The sequence below is a fragment of the Actinoallomurus acanthiterrae genome (assembly GCF_054775715.1).
Map to the genome: position 1 here is coordinate 868,577 of NZ_BAAHCO010000001.1, position 23,801 is coordinate 892,377.

A 23,801-nucleotide genomic window follows, 5' to 3' on the forward strand; every position below is an offset into this window, starting at 1 on the left:
CTTCTTATAGACATTCGTGTGTATTCGTCGTTGGGATGTCCTCGTCTGCGCTCATCAGCAACGTTATGTTTGGCCTATGGGCGGCTTGAACGGGCAGTTGCTGGCGGGTCGGTACCAGCTCGTGGAAAAGATCGGACAGGGCGGGATGGGGGCGGTCTGGCGAGCGTTCGACACCGGCTTGGACCGCGAGGTCGCCGTCAAAGAACTGCGGCTCCCCGAGTGGATCGACGAGCATGAGCGTCCCCGCTGGCACGCCCGGATGGGGCGTGAAGCGCGCGCCGCCGCCCGGTTGAAGCACCCGGGAATCGTGACCGTGTACGACCGGGTAGTAGGTGAGGACGGCCGCCCATGGATCGTGATGGAACTCATCCACGGCACATCCTTGGCCGATGAGCTGAAGCGGCACGGCCGGTTGCCGGTGCGGCGTGTGGCCACCATCGGTCTGCGGATGCTGGAAGCGGTGTCGGTCGCCCATGCACACGGCATCATCCACCGCGACATCAAACCCGCCAACGTGCTCCTTGAAGGCGACCGGGTCGTGTTGACCGACTTCGGCATCGCCGCGCTGGAGGGTGATGTCACCCTTACCCGGACCGGTGCGATCTTGGGCACGCCGGCCTTCATGTCACCCGAGCAGGTTGACGGCAGACCCGTCCCCCAGTCCGACCTATGGTCGTTGGGTGCGACTCTGTACGCCGCTGTCGAAGGCCACCCGCCATTCACCGGCCCCACAGCTGGCGCGGTCTTTGCGGCCATCGCCACCCAAGACCCCATTCCGCCCGCCTACGCCGGTCGCCTCGCTCCCGTGCTGAGCGGTCTTCTCCGCAAGACTCCAACCGAACGGCTCACCACCGAAGAAACCCGCGACCTCCTCACCCTGCTCGCCCGTCCGCGATCGCTCGAACAGGAAGAGTCCGAGCACGGCCGGAGTCAGTCTGGCGACACTGGTACCAAGCGCGATCCCCGAACCGGGCTGCGCGCCCACTCCACCGGTATGAAGGCAGACCAGGAAATCCGCAGCGCTGGTGTCCGCATCTCCCCGGATGCTCAGAAGCTCGCGGCTGAATTCGGTGTGGACCTGGATTCCATCAAGGGCACCGGCGCCGACGGCTCGATCCGTAAGCAGGACATTATCGTTGCCGTTAAGAAAAAGCATGGAGCCTACGCGACCGCCGCAGCCCGCGAGTTCGCGATCGACCACGGTGTCGACCTGGCCAAAGTCAAAGGCACTGGCGCTGACGGACTCATCCTCGTGCAGGATGCCATGGGCGGAGCGCCTGTTGACGGTGATTCGGTAGTGCTGGGCGTCGTCCTGGTGTTCGGAGTGATTTTCTTGATCGTGGCCGCCTTCGCCTTGGCCCGCTATGTAGTGAACCATTACTAGCGCAAAGACAAATGCCCCTCCGGGGGCGCCTCGTGGCCTCACGGATGATCACGGCACCCAGCACGGGATGCGGGACGACGGTGTCTCTGAACGCTGTCCGCGTTGAAGCGTCCAATGACCCCTCGCGTCACCTCTCCACCTGTCCGCTTACCTCGCCTGGCCCGGCGTCCGGATTGGAGTGAGCTCCGCCGCCGTACTGAAAGCTTTCATTTGTCGCCGCAGGTCACCGGGCTGGACGCGGGCTCGTCGTTGACGGCATCCGCTCGAAAATCGAACAATGACGCCGCTCCTGCCCACGGTGATGAGAGTCCGGGCTGCGAAGGGATTCCCCATGGACGTCGCACGTCGCTCCCGTTGGCGGCTTCCCAGCAGGAACAGGCGGGGCCGACCGCGCAGTAGGCGTGGTCGGGGCGCGCTCGCCGCGGCCGCCTCGGTCTTGACGGCCGCGGCCGCCGCGCTCGTGGCCGTCACCGCCTCCGCGTCCCCGGCCGCGGCGGCGGGTACCGGCGCCGGCTATCTACACACCAGCGGCAACAAGATCGTCGACAGTACCGGGGCGACCGTACGGCTGACCGGCCTTAACTGGTTCGGCATGGAGACCGACAACCACACCTTCCATGGGCTGTGGGCCGGCCGGAACGCCACCTGGCGGATGCAGATCGACCACATGGCGCAACTCGGCTTCAACACGATCCGGGTGCCGTTCACCGGCGACTCGCTGCGCTCCGGGGCGCAGGCGACCAGCATCAACTCCGACAGCAATCCGGACCTGCTCGGGCTGAGCCCGCTGCAGATCCTCGACAAGGTCGTCGACTACGCCGGGCAGAAGGGAATGCGCATCATCCTCGACCGGCACCGCCCGTCGGCGGCCGGCCAGACCGCCCTGTGGTACACCTCGAGCGTCTCCGAGGCCAGCGAGATCTCCGACTGGCAGATGCTGGCCCAGCACTACGCGAACAACCCGACCGTCATTGGCGCCGATCTGTTCAACGAGCCACACGCCGAGGGCACCGAACCGAACGGCACCGGCGCCTGTTGGGGCTGCGGCGACACCGCCCGCGACTGGCGACTGGCCGCGCAACGCATCGGCAACGCGGTGCTCCAGACCAACTCCAACTGGCTGATCTTTGTCGAGGGAGTCAGCTGCCCATCAGGTGGTACGCCGAACCAGTGGGACAACGTCCCCGACGACCCGATGGAATGCGACTGGTGGGGCGGCAACCTCGCAGCCGCGGCCCAGTACCCGGTACAGCTGAGCGTGGCGAACCGGCTCGTGTACTCGGCGCACGACTACGGCATCTCGGTCTACGATCGGCAGCCGTGGTTCAAGGACGCGAACTTCCCGAACAACCTGCCGGACGTCTGGGACCACTTCTGGGGATACCTGTTCAAGAACAACACCGCGCCGATCCTGGTCGGCGAGTTCGGCAGCACGCTGGCCAACCCGCTGGACACGCAGTGGATGACCAAGCTGATGAGCTATATGGGCTCGGGTACGAACGGCATGTCGTTCACGTACTGGTCGTGGAACCCCGACTCCGGAGACACCGGCGGCATCGTCCAGGACGACTGGGTCACGGTGAACCAGAACAAGATGGACATCATCGGGCCGTCCCTGATCCCGCCGGTGGGCAGTACGCCGACCACCACCCCGCCCGGCACGTCGAGCCCGCCGGCCGGGGTCTCGTGCGCAACGACCTACGCCCTGACCAACACGTGGCAGGGCGGCTTCCAGGCGGCGCTGACGGTCACCAACTCCGGCACGTCGGCCTGGAACATTTGGACTGTCAACTGGACCATGCCGTCCGGCGTGACCCTCGGCAGCGGGTGGAACGCGACCGTCACCGCGAACGCCACCACGTGGACGGCCAAGGCACCGAGTCAATCGCCCACCCTCGCACCCAACGCGTCAATGACGATCGGCTTCACGGCCAACGGCCCGTCCAGCCCAGGAGCGACGAACATCCAATGCTTGTAAGCCGACGAGCCGCCTGGACAGGCCATGGCCAGAAGACCGAACGCACTCATCTGCCGCCGACCGCGCGAAGCGGTGCCGATCCTGAGCCGTACTCACGCCTGCCGATGGGCGAGCATTCCGGGCTGGTCTGGTGCCGGCTAGGGCGGCCGTTCTAACCGCCGGCTGGTCTCGTGGAGCGTGGCGGCGAACGATCTTGGGAGCCCCCTCGGCCTCAAGGCGCTTGAGGCGTGGGCCGGCGTGGGACCGGTCGTACGTGCCGCTGCGTCGGATGTGGCCGCGTGGCGGCTCCCCGAGCAGCAAAAAGCGGCGCTGGTCTCCTGCGGAGTGCCTCTGCTGGAAGATGTCGTTGACATGGTGTCGTTCAGGGCGGAGTCGATGATGTACCGGCTCGCGGGCCGTGGCCCCAACCGGCTTCAGCCGGGTTGGGCATACGCTGCCGTGCCGGAGACCGGGTGCGTGCTGGAGCAGGAGACATCGAGCGGCAGTACCAGGTTCGTCAACTCCTCGATCAACCACTGGCTGTGTTCGCTGCATCTGGTCAGCACCTGGCTGGCGGGCTCGACGGCGATCCACTGGGACGAGGACGACGCGACAGAAGAGACGGCACTCGCCGAACTCGCCGGCCTGTTGAAGCAGATCACGCGTCTCGACCCGCCCGCATACGGCAACGTCGGCGATCACCTGACTCACTTTTGGCCCGCGGTCCTCGATCGGTGGCTGTACTGACTCTCCCGCGGAGGGGTATACCCGGCTGTCGTGAAAGATCGAGCGCCGTGCGAGTCCGCATACGCTTCTGAGCGTGATCGAAATCGGCTCGAGGGCACGCAAACTGCCAGCGCCCCCGTCAGTAATCTGGGAGTCGCTTGTAGAGCCTCATCGGCAGGGAACGCGGCCATGGCTAAACCTGCTCTCCGATGAAGTAGAGCCGAGGGTCTTGGATGCCGAAAAGCCCAACCGGGTCGTATGGTCATCGCTTTGGCCAAGTAGACCCAACGACCAGGTGCACTTCGAGTTGACGGCCGTGGGCGGCGAGACCTCGCTGAAGTTCACCCTGGTCACTCCCGATGAAGCTCCTGATCAGAGCAAGACCGGACACCTTCGGCGGCGACTCAACCACCTGCTCTTCGCCGACCTTCGGTTCTCTTACGGTCAGTGACTGCACGCCACAGACGCCCGGATCTGCCGCGATGGGCCCGCTATGACCGGACGCTGCGGCACGAGTGGGCCGGCGTGGCATTGGCCCATCATCGCTCCGATGTTCCGGACCGGCCGGCAGGGATTGTGTTCAACCTCGACGGCCGCTTCGTCACCGACATCGAGGGCTTCTACTGCGCCGTAGGGGAGGCGATCAACGGCCCGGGTGGCTACTTCGGCTGGAACCTTGACGCCCTCGATGACTGCCTTGGTGGAGGGTGGGGTGCTCGGGTGCGGTTCCGACTGGTCTGGCACGACTCGGCGGTGGCCGGTGAACACCTCGTCCCCGGCTACGACCGGCATCGGTACGCGCCGGCGGTCACTCTCGACTCTCTCCTGCAGATGTTCGCCGAACACGGCGTCGAGGTCGAACTGCGCTGAGCGCCTCGCCTCACAACGCTTCGGCCCGCACATGCGCTTGACCCCGCGCAACAATGCCCAGCACGTTGTCTTCGTTCCGAGCCGCCACGTTGCCAGCGATCATGCTGTGATTGGCCGGCCTCCAAAGGCCGGCGGAAAAGGTTCAGTGAGTGTGACTCTGGTTCTCGTGGTCGCTAGGTCGCGCTCCGGCGCGCACAGCCCTTTGCTTCCGCCTATCCTCCAGCTCATAGCGTCGCCGTTTCCGTACGTTGGCCAAGTGGCGGCAAAATGAAACGAGCGTGAAAGATCCTTGACGTCCTCGACGGCTGAGCCTAGGTTTCCGACAGAAAATGCGGATTGACCAGACTTCTGGAGAGCTGAACCGTCGTCGACCTCATAAGGAACTGATTCGAGGATTTCCATGTTCCGCCCGGCTCGGTCCATAGGCGCCGGTTGTCTCGGGTCCAGCGGCTCCGTTGAGCCACAGGCCGCCGCTCCTGGCCGTCGCGGGGATCGCCGGCACCGAGACTGTTCGCACCCGTCATCCTGCCGATCAGCGCAATGCCCTGGCCGCCGTCTCCCTCTTCGTGGGGCCTGGTCGGACTCCGTCTTCGCCGAAGGACTGAATCCCATGCCTCTTCCGCTCACGGCACGCCGCGCGCGGCCCCTTCGATCGTGATCACTTACGCGCCGTCCGAATCCCGATTATCGACCGTAACTCATGGCTCCACCCCGAGTCTTTCACTCATCGAGAGAGCCCACAGTGAACACAACCAGGACCAGAGGCGGAAAAGCCGCCGCCCTACTCACCTCGCTGGCACTCGCCGCAGTCGGTACCGCCTTCGTCTCCACTCCCGCGCACGCCGCCACCACCCTCGTTGTCAACGCGAACCAGGTCCTGCGTCCGGTGACGCATGTGGCCACCGGCTCGCTGTACGGCCTGGCGAACGCCACGACGCCGGCTGACAGCCTGGTCCGCCCGATCAAGCCGAACACGTTCGTGCAAAAGCCACAGGGCGGTAAACAGCAACCCACGGGTGACATCCTGACCGTGGCGCCGGAAGCGGCCCAGGCGGGTGCGAAGGTCGTGGACCGGCTCTCCGACATCTATGCCGGCTGGCCGTACCAGTTCAGCTGGAACAACTGGTTCACCCTCGTGGACCAACAGATCGCTCAGGTCAAGGCGTCCGGGATCACGAACCTGGCCGCGTACGCGCTGTGGAACGAGGCCGACGGCACCTGGTCGTCTTCCAACGGCACCTTCGAAGACTTCTGGACCCGGACCTACCGTGAAGTGCGGTCCAAGGACGCGACGACCCCGATCCAGGGCCCGAGCTTCTCGGACAACATCAGCGACATGCAGAACTTTCTGAAGAACGCGGTCGCGACCAATACCGTCCCCGACATCCTGGCCTGGCATGAGCTGTCGAACTCCGCCAAGATCGCCGGCGACGTCGCCAACGTCACCACCATCGAGAAGAACCTCGGAATCAGCCCTCGCCCGATCGCCATCGAGGAGTACGCCGCCCCCTCCGAGGTCGGCATCCCCGGCCCCCTCGTCAGTTACATCGCCAAGTTCGAGCGGTTGGGTGTCCACGACGCCGAACTCGCGTTCTGGAACCAGTCCGGCGCGCTCGGCGACCTGCTCACCGGCCAGGGCGGCTCGCCCAACGGCGCCTACTGGCTCTACAAGTGGTACGCCGACATGGACGGCCAGATGGTCGTCACCGCCCCGCCCGCACAAACCGGAATCGACGGCGCCGCGGCGCTGGACAGCGCCGGCGACCAACTCAGCGTCATCGTCGGTCACGGCTCCGGGGACTGCGCCGTCACCATCAACGGACTCGGCGCCTTCGGAAGCACCGCCCATGTGAAGGTCGAGTACACGCCCTCACCCGGGCGCACGGTGGCGGTCTCGGGGCCCACCACGCTGGCCGAGTCGAACTACGCCGTGACCAATGGCTCCATCACCGTGCCCATCTCGGGGATGAACGCCAACTACGGGTACCACCTGGTGGTCACTCCGGGCAGCGGGGGACCGTCCTCGCTGGCGGGCTCCTATCAGATCAAGAACGTGAACAGCGGCTTGGCCCTGGACACCCAGAACGCCGGCACCGCCCAGGGGACTCTGGTCGACCAGGCCGCTCCCTCGTCCAACACCACTCAGACCTGGACTCTCGTCGACGCCGGCTCCGGTCTCTATAAGATCGCCAACAAGGCCAGCGGGCTGTTCCTCGGTATCACCAACATGAGCAAGAGCGACGGTGGAACCGCTCTGATCTGGAGCGACAACGGCACCGCCGACCACCTGTGGCAGGTCACCGCCGACGGGAACGGCCACTACAAGATCATCAACCACAACAGCGGCCTACTGCTCGGCGTCACGGGCATGAGCACCGCTCCCGGTGCCCAGGTCATCCAGTGGGACGACAACGGCACCGCAGATCATCTCTGGACCCTCACAGCCCGCTAGATGACAGCGGTATGACTGAGGGTGATCTAGCGAATGCTGTGAGGCAAGCCGCGATCAACCGTCGGGCCTCTGGTCATGTTCGCGTCCGGAACGGGGCCAGGGTGGCACGGACCTGGGCGCCGGCGCCCCAGTCGTCGTCGAACTGGGCCAGCACGGCGAGGTGCTGTCGCAGCTGGACAATCGGCATGCGGGCCCGCCAGTCGTCATCAAGGGAGGTCAGCTCTGCATAGACCTCGAAGAACCGTTGCGCCTCGGGCGGGGGCGAGGTGGACCACACGTGGGCGAGGTCGACCTCGGCCCACATGTAGGAAACGGCCGGGTCGATCAGCGCGGGCCGCCGTCCGGGGTGGCCAGGAGGTTCTGCGCCCACAGATCGCCGTGCGTCAGGCATGCCGGCCGGTCCGGCAGCAGGTCGGGCAGCCGGTGACACAGCCGCTCCAGCGCCGCCCGGTCTCCGGCGTCGAGTGCCGTATCGACGCGGGGCTGCCCGAGCCACCGAAGCAGCCGATGCTGTGCGAAGAACGCAAAGCCGTCGTCATGCCACGTATTGATCTGCCGGCGGCGGCCCAGCCAGTTGTCGCGGTGCCATCCGAAGCGAGGGTGGGTCGTGCTCATGTGCAGGTGGGCGAGCGCGTGCGCGAACTGTTCCCAGAAGGTCTCACTGCGCGGCCTCGGCTGCAGTAGCGACAACACGAGCAGTTCTCGGTCCGCCAGGATCACCTCGGGTGTCGCCACGCCGCCGAGCTCGCGCAGGACGGCCAGCCCTTCGGCCTCCGCGACGAAGATGTCGTCGGCCGGCGCGTCGGCGAAGGTCTTGACGAACACCGGCGGCGCATCCCTGCGGGTCGCTACGCCCGCGAGCGCCGCGAGCCCACCCGTCGCCGGCTCCACTGTGACGACATCGCGCATCCCGGCCCGGAACAGGCACTCGAGCAGAAACGCCACCGAGCGCATAACGAAGGGCTCCTCCTGTCCGGGGTGTTGTTCGCCAGATCTTATGTGAACGGCATTGACCACCTGCCGAGAATCGACCTGCGATCGAAGGTCGGACGACACAACATGCCGCGATGAGTGTTCTCGCCGTCCGTCCGGCCGTATCGCTCCGGCGACGTGCCGAAAGCGGCCGATTGATCGATGGGTGCGGCGTGATGGGCCCTGACGGTGGCAGTGCCGTGACTTGCTCGCAGGCACGGCTGTATGAATAGGCCTCAGGCGTCATACGACGATGACGTGCCGCGGAGATTGGACAACCTACCTGCGTAAGACTATGTGGCTCACTGAGCGTAGAGCCGTCTCAAACGTGGTCTCATTCAGAGGTGCGTTCGCCGGGATCCGTACCTGTCCGCCGAGGTACGCCATCTATCGCCTGAGCCGGTCGGACGCACCTCGGCGGACGTTGGTGAACTACTCGTACCGGAACGCGTAATGAATAGGTCGTCGGTTCGATCCCGACAGGCGGCTCCCTCGTTGACCTGGGCGTCTCTCCCTCGGAGAGGCGCCCAGGGTCGTTCCGGTTCATTTTTGGTCTCATTCCCCGCCGACGAGCGCGCGGCCCGCACGGGAGCTGGAACGCCTCCGCCCTGCTGGGGCGTGCGTCAGGGCCGCGCCGCGAGCGTCGCCAGGTCCCCTGTTCCGGTCGCGCTCGGCATCCATGCGGGTCGCCTACACGGTCGCGGTGCTGGCGATGACGGTGCTCCCCGCGGAGCTGGCTGGCGATGGCGGTGGCCGGCCCGCTTGCCAGATTCTTCGGCGCCATCGGCGTAGTGATCCGCTGACCACGCTTTCATGCCGCTGACCTCGCGTGCCTGGTCTTTCCCGGCCGGTGCGCTCATGCCGATGAGAAGACGTAGCCAGATGAGTTGCCATCAGGACCGAGGGGCAAGCCTTGCCGGGGCCTTACCGACGGCCGGCTCCACCTGCCATCCCGGAGGCCACACGTGTTGGTCACCGGGACTGTCGGCCGTGGCATCGGTTAGGTCCGGGTTCCAGGCGAAGGTGGCCTCCTGAAACCAGGCCGTGCCGATGAAGCCGACGCGAGGATACAAGGTATGTCCGACGAACATCGATTTGTCGAACCAGGCGGTTCCGCCGAATCTGGCATCGCTGAAGTTCGCCTCAGTGGCGAATCGTGCCTTACCGAACCCCGCATCCTGATCGAACTGTACGTCCTCGAAGCCGACAGGGCCGATGAACTCCGCACGGCCAAAAGCTGCGTTTCCACAAAACCTTGACCCGTCGAAACGGGAATCGCCTTTGAAGACCACATCTTCGAACCGAACGTCCGACCTAAAGATGCCGCGATGAAATCTGACGTTCGCATCGAACCTTGCGCCCTTGAAACCGACTGTCTTTCCGAACGTGACTCCGGTGAAGCCTGCGGTGCCCGCGAAGTAAGCCTCATCGAATCGGGCGTCACCACCGAACATTGCCCCGCCGAAACCAGCCTGCCCGCCGAACCGAGCCCGGCTGAACCCCGCAGCCTGCGCGAACTGTGCACCATCAAACCGAGCGATCCCGCCAAAAGTGGCCCCACTGAACCCCGCGTCTCCGCTGAATTGAGCCCCGCCGAATCCCGCGTCCTCATGAAAAAGTGCCCCGCCAAACCTGGCGGCGTCCCTGAACTCGACACCATGAAACCGGGCCTCGCCAATGAACTCAGCACCACTGAACCCAGCGATACCGGTGAACCGGGCGTTGCGGAAGTCGGCGCGATGGGGCCGGCAGCGCGTGAAGTCGAAATCCACGAGATGGGCGCCGGTGAGGTCGATTAGCGTTCTCGCCCAATAGACGTCTTCCTCTGATGGCTCGGTGACCGTGAGATGACGAAACAGCAGACGTTGCGCGCCCAACCGTGCCTGCAACTCCTGCCTGGCCTGGACGTCGCCATCTAGACCGTCGGCGGAACGGGATGGTTCGAACGGCATACGGAGGTAGGCGCAGACAACGTCGATGACCGTCTGGCGGTGCTGCGGGTGGTCCTGCGCCAAGCGTTCCAAAGAGTACAGACCGCCGAGGCGTACGGCTGCCTTGTCGTGACCCAACTGCTCGACCGCCTGGCAATACAGGTCGGTCACCCGTCGCTCGGTCGCATCGTGCGCGTTGTCCCGGGCGACCTGCTCGGCATGAGCCTGAATTCGTTCAGCCCGCTCTCCTGCGGCTTCCTCGACACGCTGCCGCCGGTAGGCGGTGACCAGCGCCACCAGAGCACCCACTCCAGCCACCAGGCCAAGGACTATCTTGATCAGTTCCAGCTGGGCAGTGGTGTCCAGTGGCTGTGGCGGTGTCTTGCGCGGAGCGCCGAGCAGCCAGGACACCAGGAACCAGGCCGCGATAAGGAGGACGGCCGCAGTTCCGAACGCAACCGCGAGGGCGAGACGAATCGACCACATGCCCAACCCGCGATGGCTTTCGCGCGAGTACCTCTTGGCGTCGCCCACGACCAGATGCTAGCGAGCGAACGCCAGAAAGCCAGAGTGATGGCTCTGATCCGGGCGTCTCGGCCCATTCCACTCGAACGTCCGAGCGTCGAACCTTCGGAGAGACCACCGGCCCACTCAGAGAACCAACTAACCGACCAGGTCGGCGTTCACTGGTGCGGCGTTCAGATCGCCGCCCGACTGAAGCGCCCTGCCGCAGGCGTCGGAAACGTTTCAGACCCTGGCAACTCGCGCCCGAGCTCAAGAACCGTCTCGCTGCAGGCGAAGCCGAGATCGCCGCTGGCTGAGGTCCCGGCGTCACCCAAGGCGAACATTCCACCGACTCGGAATAGGCACGGCCAGGACGGAAATCAACGAGCCGGCGACGGCGTTGTGGTGTTCGTCAACATGCCGAGGCGTCGCGCCCGGCACGAGGCGACTCCCGATGATCCCCAGAGCGGGATCCCTGCCGCATGAATCAGGAGACTTCGTCATGGTCAGTGTCAGCGTGGAGACTCCGCAGCAGACAGAAGAACGTCTACACCGTGTGATTTCCCTCGCCGACTTCGTCGTCCACGACGGTGTCTGGTGCTTTGAAGAGTCCCCCGCAGACCGGCCACCGTCGCTCACCAGCGAGACACTGGCAGTGGTCCGAGACAACGAAAGCTGGAGCCGCCTGGTCCCGCTCAACCAAGAGAACCAGGACGTCGAACAATTCGGGATCTTCTCCTTCCACTTCCCAGCCGAACTGGACAACAGCGGCTTCGTCGGCTGGCTGGCCACCTATCTGAAGACTGAGCTGGGCACCGGCGTATTCGTCATCTGCGGCAGTAACCGTGCCCGCGGCGGCATCTACGACTACTGGGGCTGCCCCATCAACTTGCTGGACGAAGCCATCGCGATCATCAAAGCGCTGCGCACCAGCTGACCTGGCTCTGAGTTGAGCTCATCACGGACCGCGACCACCTCAACCAACACCAGGGCCCTGCTACGGCCGCGGCAGCGAACAAAGGGACCTACTCCGGACGCGCCACGAACAGGGGTGTCCTGCGCGTTCGCACAACGCTCGATTCCATCCCGCGCACCCTCGTGCCGTACCTCGTCAGCGCGCTGATCACGCTGACCGTCAAGGTCGGCCTGGACCTGCATCCCGACATGACGCAGATCGCCACGCTCGTCATCTCGGTGCGTACTACTGGATCGCGTGGCTCGTCGAGCAGTCATGAAGGGCCACGTTGGGAGCGTCACCGGATCCCTGGTTCCGGTCGCGCTCGGCATCTATGCGGTCGCCCTCGTGACGGCGGTGCTGGCGATGGCGGTGCTCTCCGCAGGACAGGCCGGCGACAGCGGTGGCCGGCCCGCTCGCGGGATTCCTCGCGCCATCGGCGCGGTAATCCGCCGACCATGCCCTCTGCCGCTGACCTCGCGTTTCTGATCTTTCCCGGCCAGTGCGCTCATGCCACTGCGGGAGCGGGCGGCCGCGGTCGGCGGTCCGCCGGCGGGATCGCGCTCGTCATACGGCCGTCGCGACCTGCGGGGCCGGGTTGGAGAACGGTAAGCGGACCGTGCTTGAAAACGTACGGACAGGCATCCTTCGGCGCGTCCCGGTTGACCGAAAGGCGGACTCCAGGCGATCTGAACGGTTTGTGAAGATTTTCCTGGGCGTGCGCTCGTATCTGGTTTGCAACAGTGAACTTGCGTCCGCCTCCCCGGAAACCCTGATCATGCTTTGGCTCGTATCGGCGGGCGTGCCCTCCAGTCGCCGAATGCCGGGAATCTCGATCGGCCGGTGGATGTCGCGGGGCCACGGCGGCGGCGCCGCAGAGGCCGGGCTGGTCGGCGGTGGCGCGCCGGGCGAGCGTGAGCAGGCATGGCTGGGGAGACCGGTATCGATCGTTGGAGGTGTTGGTGTCGGCAACGCGTGCTGCGGGACGACAGGCGGATCCGTACCCTCCGGTGGCGACGACGCCCATGGGTGGGCTGCTTCCCAGACCCGGGCATGTGTGGGAACGGATGCTTCTCCTGGTCATGGTCGCCGGGGTAGGAGCAGTGCTCGCGGTCTGGTGGCAGGACACGACGGCGGGTTCGCTGCACGGCACCGGTGACTATGTCACCGCGGCTGGGCGTATCGCGGGGATGCTCGGTGCCTACCTGCTGCTGGTGCTGGTGGCGTTGATGGCCCGCGTTCCCTTGCTGGACAACCGGGTCGGCTCCGATGTGGCAGCCCGCTACCATCGGGCACTCGGCGAATATACGGTGATTCTGCTGGTCGCCCATGCCGTCCTACTGGTGGTCGGCTACGGGATGCAGTCGGGTACCGGTCTGGTCTCGGAAACCGTCACGGTGGAGGTCTCCTACCCGGACGTGCTGATGGCCACGGCAGCGCTCGGCCTGCTGGTCATGGTCGGGGTCCTCTCGGCGCGGATGGTTCGCCGCAGACTCTCCTACGAGACCTGGCATTTCTTCCACTTGTACGTCTATCTGGCGATGGCGCTGGCATTCGCCCACGAGTTCGCGAACGGCGCCGACTTCTCCAATTCCGTACGTAACCGGGCCATCTGGTCGGCTGCTCACATCGCGGTCCTCGCCGCCGTGCTGGTGTTCCGTCTCATCCTGCCGATGTGGCGGTCGGTCAGGCACTCGCTGCGCGTCGCGGAAGTCGTGGCCGAAGGGCCCGGCGTCATCTCCATCTACCTGACCGGTCGCCGCCTGAATCGGCTCGGCGCCGAGCCCGGGCAGTTCCTGCGGTGGCGGTTTCTGTCTCGCGGGCTGTGGTGGGAGTCCCATCCGTACTCCCTGTCGGCACCACCGACCGACCGTACGATGCGCATCACCGTCAAGAATCTAGGAGACGGCAGCGGGCGGCTCGGCCAGTTGCGTCGCGGTACCCGGGTGTGGATCGAGGGGCCGTACGGAGCATTCACCGCGGGCCGCGGCGCCGTACGTTTCGGCAGGCGACGCCCGAGCCTGCTGATCGCGGGTGGCGTGGGGATCACGCCGATCCGCGCGCTGTACGAGACCTTGCCGGGGTTCGGAGCGGATGTGATCCTGCTGTACCGCGCGATGCGGCAGGAGGATCTGGTCTTCTGGCCGGAACTGCAGGCCATTGCGCGCAACCGCCGTTTCGGTCTCTATCCGGTCGTGGGCGGGAACACGGTGCGGGGCCGGGATCCGCTCGATGCCAAGGCGCTGCTCAAGATCGTGCCGGACGCCGCCCGGCGCGATGTCTACCTGTGCGGGCCTCCGGGTCTGGTCAAGGCCACGACCGAGCAACTCAAGCGCGCGGGGGTGCCCCGGCGCCGGATCCACGTCGAAGCCTTCGACCTGTGAGCTCAGCAGAAAGGTGAAGGGAAATCCGCATGATCAAGGTAGCCGTCTCGCTGGTGTCCACGGCCGTCGGCCTGGTGCTGTTGCTGTCGTTCAAGTCGCATACGGCGGGCACGCCGAAGTCCGCGCTCGCCGGCGCGGGGCCGGGCTCCACGCCCGCGCCGACGGCCAGTCCGGGCGGCCATGACGGCACATCCCCATCCCCTTCGAAGCGGCCGAAACGCCCTGCGGGAAAGAGCGGCACCTTCACCGGCGATCCGATCGACACGCCGTACGGCACGATGCAGGTGGCAGCGGTTATCGCGAACAGCAAGCTCACCAGTGTCACGGTGCTGCGGCACACCGACGTGGGCGGCCGCAGCGCGCAGATCGACGCCGCTGCGCTCCCGGTCCTGAAGTCTGAGGCGATGTCCGCGCACAGCGCGAACATCGACGCCGTGTCCGGTGCCACCTACACGTCGCGGGGATATGCCAAGTCCTTGCAGTCGGCGTTGGACAAGGCAGGTATCTGACTGGCTGGCGCACCACGATCGCCGGATCATGGGACGGTTAAGTCCATCGACGGCACCGCGACACGGATCCGGAACTGTTCGCGGCAATGTCGGAGGCGGCACTGAGTGGCTCGCCGGCGCTGGCAGCACAGCTACAGTCTCGCCGCCTATGCGGGCCAGGCCGTCACAGTGAAGTTCACTGGAACCGAGGGATCGCAGCTGCAGACTTCGTTCGTCCTCGACGACACCGCGCTGAACGTCTCCTGACCCGCCTCCGGTCGTCCGTGTGTGTATCCGCGCGTGCGTCCCGGCCTCACAACGCGGTCAGGTACCGGTTGCCGGATCGGGACGCGAAGACCACGAATCGGGTCCCCCCGGGAAGATGGGACCTGTTGGGTAAAGCCGGTAGTTGCCGGTGAATACGAGCGTCTGGCCGGAGAAGGGCGCGAGGTTCTGCGCACCCCGCACAGTAGACGACTGACCGGTGTCCGTGTTCGCGCCGAACGCCCAGATCGCGTTCGTGTGCACCGTCATCGTCTGCCGGGTCGGGTCGGTTGGCGCAACGTCGTCTCTGACCTGCCCATTGAAATCCGATATGCCCACGTTCTGATAGGACACCGACCCCGATAGCGGCACGAACAGACGCTGGAAGTTCTGGACCCTCGGCCCGGCTAACTTGGTTTTTTGCGATTGACGGCGATTGCTGGGGGTGCCCCGATTAAAGCTGTGTGGCGCCGCGCAACCGATCATGAACTCAGCCTAAATCTTCGCCAAACCTACGCTTGATCGGGACGGGCATCGGATTTCGGGGTAATCAGCGAAAGGACGATGTAGGTGGGCGATCGGCCTGCTGTCGCTCATGCACAAAGGAGGTCATATGAGACCCAAGGTAATAGCCCTAGCGTTCGCGGTACTGGCGACCACGACCACCGGAATCACAGCACCCGCTGTAGCGTCGACAAAGCCTGATCCGCATACTGCGCCGCCCCCAGTGAATCCACCGCCGCGGCCTGGTCCGAATGCTGCGCCGTCCCCGGTGAATCCACCGCCAGCGTCGACAAAGTCTGGTCCGAATGCTGCGCCGTCCCCAGTGAATACACTGCCGCCACCGCGCAGGCGCGTCATTAGGCGCGTCGTTACCACCTCCGACGATGACGGATCACGCGACAGGGAGGACGAAACCCTCTCACCTGGTGTACGCGAGGTAGACGAGGATGTGCTGCCCCCTCTTCCGGGGCGGCGCCCGCGCACGCGTCAGGAGCGGATTCAGGAATCTCTACGCGTCAGCGCCGGGTTCCTGACAACCCCCGAGGTAGTCAGGGAAATCCGGACGGTGCTGAGACAGGAACGCGAGGAGGAACTGACTAGGGAAACACTTCGACTGTTCGCTGCCCCGGCTCTGGAAGCTGCGCGGGCTCGGGAGGCTGCGCGTCGCGCGAGGCTCATTCGGGAGGTCAACCGTTCCTTTGGTATCTTCGACTCCGAGGAGTAGGCCTTATCGACGGCGCCGGGGCGAGTGCGGGCCCGACCGACGGGAGTGAACCTTAACGCGGGCCAGGACTGCGGTAAACGGGGGACTGGCGGCGACCTAGACCGCTACTGCAGCTGCTGAACCAGATCATCAGCGGCCACGCCAGACGATAACGCCGACTAGGTTCCGCAGATCTAGGGAACACCGCCGATCCCGGGGCACATTCTGGGCACATGACACCGTGATCAAGCGCGAAACAGCGAGAAGCGCCGAGATGCTCAACCCGCAGGTCAAAGGCATGATCGGCGCTTCACTGCTGGTCGGCGACCCTACCGAAGCAGTTCACCAACATCTGCAAAGTCAGCACCGCCAACAGACTGCGCGACCAACTGAGTGACGATCGAGACGTAAAACCACGGACTCTGACGGACGACCAGAGACCATCTGCCCAAGTGGAGCCGAGGACGGGCCGTGGTCGGTGCTTGCTCGATCTTCCCTCGTAATGAATAGGTCGTCGGTTCGATTCCGGCAGGCGGCTCGTCTGTGACGTGGGCGTCTCTCCCTCGGAGAGGCGCCCTTCGTCGTCCCTGGTCTCATTCGCCGTGAAGAGCGCGTGTCCGATGCGCTGGGCAGCGTCGTTGGACGAGGGGCGAGGTGACGTGCGTGTAGCCGCGCGTGACGCGGATATCGGAGTGGCCCATCAACTCCTGGACCATGCTGCCACGTCGTCCGCTGGAGCTGGAACCACACCCGCGCCTCGGCGCGATGGCAATCGTCGCCGCACCTTGATCAGGTCTGCAACGAGAGGACAGCGTGGCCGCACTGCAGACACTTCCCGGTTAAGAACCCCACCTACAGGGGCGCGGTCGGAGTATGGCGGGAAGACCCCGCGGTGCGGCGTTATCGGTGACGGCGGGCCGGCCATGCTGGGCGAGGGCGTCGGTCGGCCAGGAACAGCTCCGGCGACCGGAACGAAACGGCGGGGGCGCGAGTCAGTGATGATGAATGGATCTTTGGCGGGCGCGGCGCGTGCGCCGAGGTCCTCCCCCCGATCTCGTCAGAAACCTGGAGCGATGCCGGAACTGAAGGATGCCCCCGCCAGCGCCCTGCCCGACCTGCTCGTGGATCCGCCGTGGGAGCGGGATCCCAAGGGCAGGGAGCCGGTCGTCCTTACGGGGCTGAAGGCGCCGAAGGAACCGACCATCGTCGCGTGGGCGCCGGGCGAGCGGGAGGAGTGGCTGAACGCACCGTACGGGAAGTATGGCTGGGAGCGTCTTCCGGACGACACCGACTGGGAGCGGGTGGCCGACGACTTCGCCACCGAGAGGGTGCGGTCGGAGCCGGAGCGGCGGCTTCACGCCTTGGCCATCGGCCTGTTCGCGCAGGCGCCTTTGGAACTCGGTGCGAAGCTGCTGGCAGACGAGCGCTACTGGGACGTCCTCACCGGGTACCCGATGTCCACCGGATTGATGGCGGCCGTGGCGCGCCATGAGATGGCGGCGTACCCGATGGCGCTGTACGAGGCGAAGAACAAGCGGGCCTTCTACGCGCTGGATCCGTTCCTGGACGCGGACGTCGCCCAGGTGATGATCAAGCATTGGGGCGTCTATCCGAATGGCGACCAGGCGACGTCCTGGTTCGAGAAGCACGGGCCGGCCGCGGTGCGGCTGACCGTGCCGGACGCCCTCCGCAAGCCCGGTCCAAAACGGGCGAAGGCCGAGGAGGCCCTGCGGCTGGTCGCCGAGCGGCATGGGCACGACGCGGTCGTGGAGGCCGCCCGCCACTACGGTGAGGAGGCCGTGGCGGCGATCGCTGCGCTGAAGACCGACCCGCTGGACCTGTACCCGGACCCGCTCCCTCCCGTTCCCTCGGGTTTCGCTCCCGAGCGGCTGCCGCGGATCCTGCTGCACGGACGCGAGTTCGCCCTGCCCGCGGCCGCGACCCGGCGCGTCATCACGATGGTGTCCATTTCGACACCGTCGGAGCCGTACGCGGGCCTTACGCAGGTCGTCGAGGCGTGTGACCCGGACTCGCTCGCCGAGTTCGCCTGGGCGCTGTACCAGGTGGACGATTCCAACAAGTGGGCGTCTCCCGGTGTCCAGTGGGCACTGATCAACCTGGCCAATGACGAGGTCGCCGATCTTCTCGCCCCCAGCGTCGCCCGCTGGTCGAAGGCGTATGTCTGGGACCGCGGCGGAACTTCTGCTTTGAAGGTGTTCAGCAGGCTCGGCACGGATTCGGCGCTGCGACACCTACATCGGCTCTCACAGAAGGCGCAGGACGCCAAGCGGATACGGCCCTGGGCGGAGGGAGCCCTCAACCGCATTGCCAAAGAGCGCGGGTTGACGCCCGAGCAACTCGCCGATCGGCTCGTCCCCGACCTCGGGTTGGACGCCGAGGGCAGCATGACCCTGGACTACGGCCACCGGCGTTTCGTGGTCGGGTTCGACGAGGAGCTCAAACCGTACGTGACGGACGAGGATGGCAAGCGCCGCAAGACGCTGCCCAAGCCCGGCGTCAAAGACGACCAGACGCCGGCAGCCGCCTCGTACAAGCGCTTCGGCGATCTCAAGAAGGAGGTCAGGACCACCGCCGCCGAGCAGATCAAGCGGCTGGAGCAGGCGATGGTGTCGGGCCGCGGCTGGACGGCCGGGGAGTTCCGGTCCCTGTTCGTCGAGCATCCGCTGCTGTGGCACATCGTCCGCCGCCTGGTGTGGAGCGCCGAGGTGGACGGGGCCGTCACCACGTTCCGAATCGCCGAGGACCGCACGTTCGCCGACGTCGGCGACGACGAGTTCACGCTTCCGGAGTCGGCCCGGGTGGTGCTGCCGCATCCGCTGCGGCTCGGCGGCGAGGAGGCGGGCGCCTGGCGGCAGGTGTTCGCCGACTACGAGATCCTTCAGCCGTTTCCGCAGCTCGAACGGGCCGTGCACGCGCTGACGGAGGAGGAGCGCGAGATCGGGAACCTCACCCGGTTCGACGGGCTGACCGTGCACTTCGGCCGCATCCTCGGCATGACGGGACGCGGCTGGGAGCTCGGTGAGAAGGAGACCGGCGGCTTCCGGCGCCAGATCAGTTTCATGACGCCGGACGAGCGGCATCTGATGGTGCAGATCGAGCCCGGCATCCGCGTCATCGCGCCCGAGGAGTACGCCGAGCAGGAGATCACCCGCGTGTGGCTGTTCACCGGCCGCTTCTCCGGCACCCGGCTCCCCCTCGGCGATCTTGACCCGGTGGTCGCCTCGGAGATCCTCGCGGAGTTCGTCCGTCTGGCCGAGGGCGCCGCACCCGCCAAGTGAACGGTCGCGGCGCGCGGAGTCGCGAGGACGGGTGTCAGGGCCGCGCCATGAGCGGTCGCCGGGTCTCTGTTCCGGCCGTACTCGCGTCCATGCGGTCGCCGTCGTGGCGGCGATGTCGGCGTCGGCGGTGCTCCTGCCGGGCCGACCGCGGTGGCCGGCCCGCTCGCCGGAATCCTCCACGCCCCGGCGTAGTGATCCGCCGACCGCTCTCATGCTCGCCCTGGGCGTGCGCTCTTGCCGACGGGAGTGTGCGGCGGATGGCGGCGGCCACCGGGTGTGTTCGGGCTTCATATGGGCCCGTCGGCCGGGGCTGGGCCGTGGGGCAGGCACTGGGTGTCACTGTGGGTCGGGCTCAGGGGCGGCGGTCGTCTGGTGGTCGGTCATGGGGTGGGTGACTCGTCGATCGGGAATTGGATCAGGCTCATCAGGCGGGGGCTGCGGCCGGGTTCCGGCCGGTTGTGCGTCCGGGCCGCGACGATGGCGCGGAACTCGCCGATCATCTCGGTGAGCTCGTCCTGGCTGAGCCAGAGGATGCCCTGTCGGTAGCCCACCAGGTCGGCGTGCGGGTCGGCGCCGGGACGGTCGAGGTAGGCGTTGAACTCCGCGTGCAGGGCGGCCATGGCCGCGGCGAACCCGTGGCGGTGGTCGTCCAGCGACATCGAGGCGCCCGCCTCCGCGTCGATCATTGCCCGGTCCCGACGCAGGCGGTAGCGGCGTTCCACCGCGCCGCGTACCCGCTGTTCGTCGGCGACCTCCAGCACTCCTCCGTCGGCGAGCAGGCCGACATGTCGGTACACGGTGGTCTTCGGGACCTCCGGCAGGCTCGCACACAGATCGGCGGTGGAGCGTACACGCCCGCCGGACAGCGCGTAGACGATGCGCAGTCGTACCGGGTGCAGGAGCAGATCTAGCGTGTCCATCGCCGAATTATCCCATAGTTGGTACCATTCCCAATATTGGGAACGTTCGAGGGAGGCGTACGAATGACCGAGGGCACCTCCACGGCGACGGCCGGGCTGAGCGGCCAGGCGGTGATGCCGCTGCGCACGCTCGATCCGTCCGGACCGCTGGACGATCTGGAGTGGCTGGACGAGGCGATCGGCGACGCGCGGGTGGTGGCGATCGGGGAGAGCGCGCACTACAACGGCGAGACCTACCGGCTCCGCCACCGCCTGCTGCGCTACCTGGTCGAGCGGCACGGGTTCGGTGCGTACGCGATGGAGTCGGGATTCGCCGAAGGATGGCGGACCGACGCGTGGGTACGGGGCGGTGAGGACGATCTCGGCCAGGTCCTGGCGAACGGCATGACCTCGCTGATGGGACTGTGGACCCAGATGCGCGCCCACCTGGAGTGGATGCGGCACCACAACCGGACCGCCGCACGGCAGGTCGGCTTCTACGGCGCCGATCTGTCCGGCTCCAACGCGTCTCTGCTGCCGAGCCTGGACGCCGTCATCGCCTACCTGGCGCAGGCCGATCCCGAGTACCAGGTGGATCCGGGCATCCGGGAGACGGCGGCCGTCTTCGCCGCGTCATCGGCGTTCTCCATCCCCACGGCCGTCGGCGCCTACGCACAACTCGCGGCCCAGACCAAGGACGCGCTGACCGCGGGCCTGGCCGAACTGACCGTGCGCATGACCGGACGCCGCCTCGAGTACACCCGGCGGACCACGGCCGGCGCGTACGAACGCGCACTGCGCTCGCTGCACCTCACGATCACCATCGACGCGCTCGTCCGCGCGATGGCCCGCGGCGACCGGCCGACGGTGATGTTCGACCGCGGCGCCGCGATCGCGGACAACCTCGAGTGGATCCTGCGCCGCGAAGACCGAATCGTACTGGCCGCCCACAACGGCCACATCCAGCGCCGGCCCTGGCTCGTGCCCGGGATACCGGAGGCGGCGACACCTGCGGGCATGCACCTGGCCGACCGGCTCGGCGAGGACTACCTCGTCATCGGTACGACCACGGGAACCGGCCAGACTCTCAACACCGAGGCCGACTTCTACACCGGCACGCTCTTCACGCGGATGGGGGCGCCGGAGCCAGGCACTCTCGACTCGCTCATGGCCGCCAGCCACGACGGGCCCTTCGCGACCGACCTCCGGCGGCTGTCACCGGCTGACGCCGACGCCGTCCGCGCCGCCGCCCGGCAACGTTTCGGCGCCTTCCACGTCGACCTGAACCCACTCGACGCCTACGACCTCATCGTCCACCTCCCCGACGTCACGGCGGCCGAACCCGACCCGGCCGCCCTCGCCTGCTCCCCCGACGACGTACGAGAGACGTTCTCGCGCTGGAACCCGCGGTGACACCCAGGTCGACATCCGGAATCACGAACACCCTCTTCTGCCGCGAAGCCCGGGTCCGTTCTGCGTGCGGTCGACCTGGACGGCCGGTTGCGCTGGAGCCGGTCCGCCGGTCCGCCGGTCCGTCGGTCCGCCGGTCCGCCGGTCCGTCGGTGCGCTGGGCGGTCGGATGCGCGTCGCGCCGGACGGTGGTGTCTGGGACGTCGGTTAGCCAAGGTCGCAGGGTACGCGCGCTCCACTGAGAGCCGCGCCGCAGACGCGTTGTTCGTCATCCTTGAGCAGCGGCCTGCTCGGTGACGCAGCCGACGACCGGCTGTCCGGTCACGCCGCCGACGGGCTCGCGGTCGGTGGGTGGCGCGCGAAGACTGATCACGGCGCGGACGAGCGCTATAGGCGGCATCTCCAACGTCGTCAACACTGAACAGATCTCGACATCAACGGTTGTCATCGCGTACGTGGACCGTACGCGCCGTTGAACTGACACTGAGAACGTCTCATCTCCGCCAGAGAGGCGTGTCGAATGCTCGAGCCCCCTGCCATCCGACTTCGTACGACCAGGACACGTCTGCCAGGCGTGATCGCCGCACTCGTCGTCGCCGCCTTCACCTTCGCTGCCGTCACGCTGGTGACCATCGCGAACTCTCACTCGGCAGCGGCGGCGACGAAGCACCGCGTGCTGTTCGACGACAGCAAGGCGGAGACTGCGGGCAACGCCGATTGGATCATCAGCACGAGCATCCCCGACCCGACGAAGCAGAACGCCTCGCCGACAGTGGAGACGGACTGGACCGGCGCTATCTCGGCCTGGGGTGTGGCCTTGCAGAAGACCGGCAACTACACCCTCGACACCCTCGCCCCGGGCAAGACCATCACCTATGGCGACTCCTCGAACCCCCAGGACTTGTCGAACTTCGACGAGTTCGTGCTGCCCGAGCCCAACGTCCTGCTCAGTACGGCCGAGAAGACGGCGGTGATGACGTTCGTCAAGAACGGCGGCGGGCTGTTCCTGATCTCCGACCACACCGGCAGCGACCGCAACAACGACGGCGCCGACTCACCGAAGATCATTAACGATCTGATGACCAACAACACGGTCGACAGTACGGACCCATTCGGATTCAGCGTCGATCTGCTCAACATCGCCAGCGGCTACCCGACCGCCATCACTGACAGCACCGACCCGGTCCTGCACGGGCCGTACGGAACCGTGACCGCGGGTGCCCTCTACAACGGCACCACCGTGACCCTGCACCCGGCCGACAACGCAGGCGCCAAAGGCCTGCTCTACTTGACCACCGCGACGCCGGGCGGGACCACCGGGGCCTTTTTCGCCACCAGCACCTTCGGCAACGGCCGGGTCGCTTTCTGGGGTGACAGTTCCGACATCGACGATGGCACCGGCCAGTCCGGCAACACCCTGTACAACGGCTGGAACGACGCCAAGGCGACCGACGCGCAGCTCGGTCTGAACGCCACCGAGTGGCTCGCCGGCTCCGGCGGCACCACCACGCCGCCCCCCTCATGCACCGCGGCGCAACTGCTCACCAACCCTGGTTTCGAGTCCGGCGCCGGCGTCGGCTGGACGGCCACGTCGGGCGTCATCAACACCTCCTCCAGCGAGCCGCCCCGTACCGGCTCCTATAACGCCTGGCTCAACGGATACGGAACGGCCAACACCGACACGCTCTCCCAGACCGTGACCGTGCCGGCGGCCTGCTCGACCGCCTCACTCAGCTTCTGGCTGCACATCGACACAGCCGAGACGTCCACCTCGACCGCCTACGACACCCTGAAGGTCCAGGTGCTGAGCAGCTCGGGCACCGTTCTGTCGACCCTGGCGACCTTCTCCAATCTCAACGCCGCCACCGGCTACCAGCAGCACAGCTACAGCCTCGCCGCCTATGCGGGCCAGGCCGTCACAGTGAAGTTCACTGGAACCGAGGGATCGCAGCTGCAGACTTCGTTCGTCCTCGACGACACCGCGCTGAACGTCTCCTGACCCGCCTCCAGTGGTCCGTACCCGCGTCCCGGCGGCAGGCCGGCCGGGACGCGGTGGACCGCACCTTTCTCCCCGTCGAGGCAACGCCCCTCGGCCTGTC

General features: G+C 66.5%; 17 protein-coding genes and 1 pseudogene. 13 read left to right on the forward strand and 5 right to left on the reverse strand.

The genetic code is table 11. From position 1 onward, the window contains the following. The first annotated feature begins 76 nt into the window (after positions 1-76). From ACYVF7_RS04255 to ACYVF7_RS04275, 5 genes are all read left to right on the forward strand, one after another. Positions 77-1,384, forward strand: a complete 1,308-nt coding sequence (locus ACYVF7_RS04255) for a serine/threonine-protein kinase (protein ID WP_460335136.1) — start codon at positions 77-79, stop codon at positions 1,382-1,384. A gap of 331 nt (positions 1,385-1,715) precedes the next feature. Further along, positions 1,716-3,362 carry a cellulase family glycosylhydrolase gene (locus ACYVF7_RS04260; RefSeq protein ID WP_460335139.1) on the forward strand — a complete coding sequence of 549 codons (1,647 nt, stop codon included), beginning with the start codon at positions 1,716-1,718 and terminating at the stop codon, positions 3,360-3,362. 177 nt (positions 3,363-3,539) lie between these two features. Further along, positions 3,540-4,088, forward strand: coding sequence for an SUKH-4 family immunity protein (locus ACYVF7_RS04265; protein ID WP_460335142.1), 549 nt, complete (start codon positions 3,540-3,542; stop codon positions 4,086-4,088). 426 nt (positions 4,089-4,514) lie between these two features. Continuing rightward, complete coding sequence (locus ACYVF7_RS04270) at positions 4,515-4,937, forward strand: barstar family protein (protein ID WP_460335145.1); 423 nt, start codon at positions 4,515-4,517, stop codon at positions 4,935-4,937. Between the two features lie 742 nt (positions 4,938-5,679). Further along, entirely contained in the window at positions 5,680-7,389 is a 1,710-nt protein-coding gene (locus ACYVF7_RS04275) for an RICIN domain-containing protein (RefSeq protein WP_460335148.1), read from the forward strand. A 73-nt stretch (positions 7,390-7,462) separates the two neighbouring features. On the opposite strand, the pseudogene ACYVF7_RS04280 reads toward ACYVF7_RS04275, so the two are convergent. Together ACYVF7_RS04280 and ACYVF7_RS04285 are read right to left on the reverse strand one after the other, a co-directional pair. Further along, a pseudogene (locus tag ACYVF7_RS04280) lies at positions 7,463-8,343 on the reverse strand (fructosamine kinase family protein). A 911-nt stretch (positions 8,344-9,254) separates the two neighbouring features. Continuing rightward, positions 9,255-10,826, reverse strand: coding sequence for a pentapeptide repeat-containing protein (locus tag ACYVF7_RS04285; RefSeq protein ID WP_460335150.1), 1,572 nt, complete (start codon positions 10,824-10,826; stop codon positions 9,255-9,257). A gap of 472 nt (positions 10,827-11,298) precedes the next feature. Here ACYVF7_RS04285 and ACYVF7_RS04290 point away from each other — a divergent pair, with 472 nt between their 5' ends. From ACYVF7_RS04290 to ACYVF7_RS04305, 4 genes are all read left to right on the forward strand, one after another. Continuing rightward, positions 11,299-11,733, forward strand: a complete 435-nt coding sequence (locus tag ACYVF7_RS04290) for a DUF6196 family protein (RefSeq protein WP_460335153.1) — start codon at positions 11,299-11,301, stop codon at positions 11,731-11,733. Positions 11,734-12,027: 294 nt separating this feature from the next. Continuing rightward, the gene (locus ACYVF7_RS04295) at positions 12,028-12,240 is read left to right on the forward strand and encodes a hypothetical protein (protein WP_460335156.1); all 213 of its coding nucleotides are present in this window, start codon (positions 12,028-12,030) and stop codon (positions 12,238-12,240) included. A 578-nt stretch (positions 12,241-12,818) separates the two neighbouring features. Then, on the forward strand, positions 12,819-14,135 hold the full coding sequence (locus ACYVF7_RS04300; RefSeq protein ID WP_460335159.1) for a ferredoxin reductase family protein: 1,317 nt from the start codon (positions 12,819-12,821) through the stop codon (positions 14,133-14,135). A 29-nt stretch (positions 14,136-14,164) separates the two neighbouring features. Further along, a complete protein-coding gene (locus ACYVF7_RS04305; protein ID WP_460335162.1) occupies positions 14,165-14,644 on the forward strand; it encodes an FMN-binding protein in 480 nt (159 codons plus the stop codon). Positions 14,645-14,947: 303 nt separating this feature from the next. Here ACYVF7_RS04305 and ACYVF7_RS04310 read toward each other — a convergent pair whose 3' ends face one another. After that, positions 14,948-15,373, reverse strand: a complete 426-nt coding sequence (locus ACYVF7_RS04310; protein ID WP_460335165.1) for a hypothetical protein — start codon at positions 15,371-15,373, stop codon at positions 14,948-14,950. A 962-nt stretch (positions 15,374-16,335) separates the two neighbouring features. On the opposite strand from ACYVF7_RS04310, the gene ACYVF7_RS04315 reads away from it, so the two are divergent. Next, entirely contained in the window at positions 16,336-16,491 is a 156-nt protein-coding gene (locus tag ACYVF7_RS04315; protein WP_460335168.1) for a hypothetical protein, read from the forward strand. Between the two features lie 676 nt (positions 16,492-17,167). Further along, positions 17,168-19,393 (forward strand): DUF4132 domain-containing protein, encoded by a 2,226-nt coding sequence (locus ACYVF7_RS04320; protein WP_460335170.1) that lies wholly within the window; start codon positions 17,168-17,170, stop codon positions 19,391-19,393. A gap of 380 nt (positions 19,394-19,773) precedes the next feature. Here the strand turns inward: ACYVF7_RS04320 and ACYVF7_RS04325 are convergent, their stop codons facing one another. Then, a complete protein-coding gene (locus ACYVF7_RS04325; protein ID WP_460335173.1) occupies positions 19,774-20,313 on the reverse strand; it encodes a helix-turn-helix domain-containing protein in 540 nt (179 codons plus the stop codon). Positions 20,314-20,376: 63 nt separating this feature from the next. On the opposite strand from ACYVF7_RS04325, the gene ACYVF7_RS04330 reads away from it, so the two are divergent. Next, the gene (locus tag ACYVF7_RS04330; protein ID WP_460335176.1) at positions 20,377-21,705 is read left to right on the forward strand and encodes an erythromycin esterase family protein; all 1,329 of its coding nucleotides are present in this window, start codon (positions 20,377-20,379) and stop codon (positions 21,703-21,705) included. 265 nt (positions 21,706-21,970) lie between these two features. Here the strand turns inward: ACYVF7_RS04330 and ACYVF7_RS04335 are convergent, their stop codons facing one another. After that, positions 21,971-22,150 (reverse strand): hypothetical protein, encoded by a 180-nt coding sequence (locus tag ACYVF7_RS04335; RefSeq protein WP_460335179.1) that lies wholly within the window; start codon positions 22,148-22,150, stop codon positions 21,971-21,973. Between the two features lie 72 nt (positions 22,151-22,222). On the opposite strand from ACYVF7_RS04335, the gene ACYVF7_RS04340 reads away from it, so the two are divergent. Then, entirely contained in the window at positions 22,223-23,701 is a 1,479-nt protein-coding gene (locus ACYVF7_RS04340) for a hypothetical protein (protein ID WP_460335182.1), read from the forward strand. Positions 23,702-23,801: the final 100 nt, after the last annotated feature.

Bases quoted from the DNA above. Each gene is read 5' to 3' on its own strand.
- ACYVF7_RS04290 (WP_460335153.1), top strand. From the start codon at position 11,299: ATGGTCAGTGTCAGCGTGGAGACTCCGCAGCAGACAGAAGAACGTCTA.
- ACYVF7_RS04335 (WP_460335179.1), bottom strand. From the start codon at position 22,150: ATGACAACCGTTGATGTCGAGATCTGTTCAGTGTTGACGACGTTGGAG.
- ACYVF7_RS04300 (WP_460335159.1), top strand. From the start codon at position 12,819: ATGCTTCTCCTGGTCATGGTCGCCGGGGTAGGAGCAGTGCTCGCGGTC.
- ACYVF7_RS04260 (WP_460335139.1), top strand. From the start codon at position 1,716: ATGGACGTCGCACGTCGCTCCCGTTGGCGGCTTCCCAGCAGGAACAGG.
- ACYVF7_RS04330 (WP_460335176.1), top strand. From the start codon at position 20,377: ATGACCGAGGGCACCTCCACGGCGACGGCCGGGCTGAGCGGCCAGGCG.
- ACYVF7_RS04325 (WP_460335173.1), bottom strand. From the start codon at position 20,313: ATGGACACGCTAGATCTGCTCCTGCACCCGGTACGACTGCGCATCGTC.
- ACYVF7_RS04295 (WP_460335156.1), top strand. From the start codon at position 12,028: ATGAAGGGCCACGTTGGGAGCGTCACCGGATCCCTGGTTCCGGTCGCG.
- ACYVF7_RS04310 (WP_460335165.1), bottom strand. From the start codon at position 15,373: ATGATCGGTTGCGCGGCGCCACACAGCTTTAATCGGGGCACCCCCAGC.
- ACYVF7_RS04340 (WP_460335182.1), top strand. From the start codon at position 22,223: ATGCTCGAGCCCCCTGCCATCCGACTTCGTACGACCAGGACACGTCTG.
- ACYVF7_RS04320 (WP_460335170.1), top strand. From the start codon at position 17,168: ATGCCGGAACTGAAGGATGCCCCCGCCAGCGCCCTGCCCGACCTGCTC.
- ACYVF7_RS04305 (WP_460335162.1), top strand. From the start codon at position 14,165: ATGATCAAGGTAGCCGTCTCGCTGGTGTCCACGGCCGTCGGCCTGGTG.
- ACYVF7_RS04255 (WP_460335136.1), top strand. From the start codon at position 77: ATGGGCGGCTTGAACGGGCAGTTGCTGGCGGGTCGGTACCAGCTCGTG.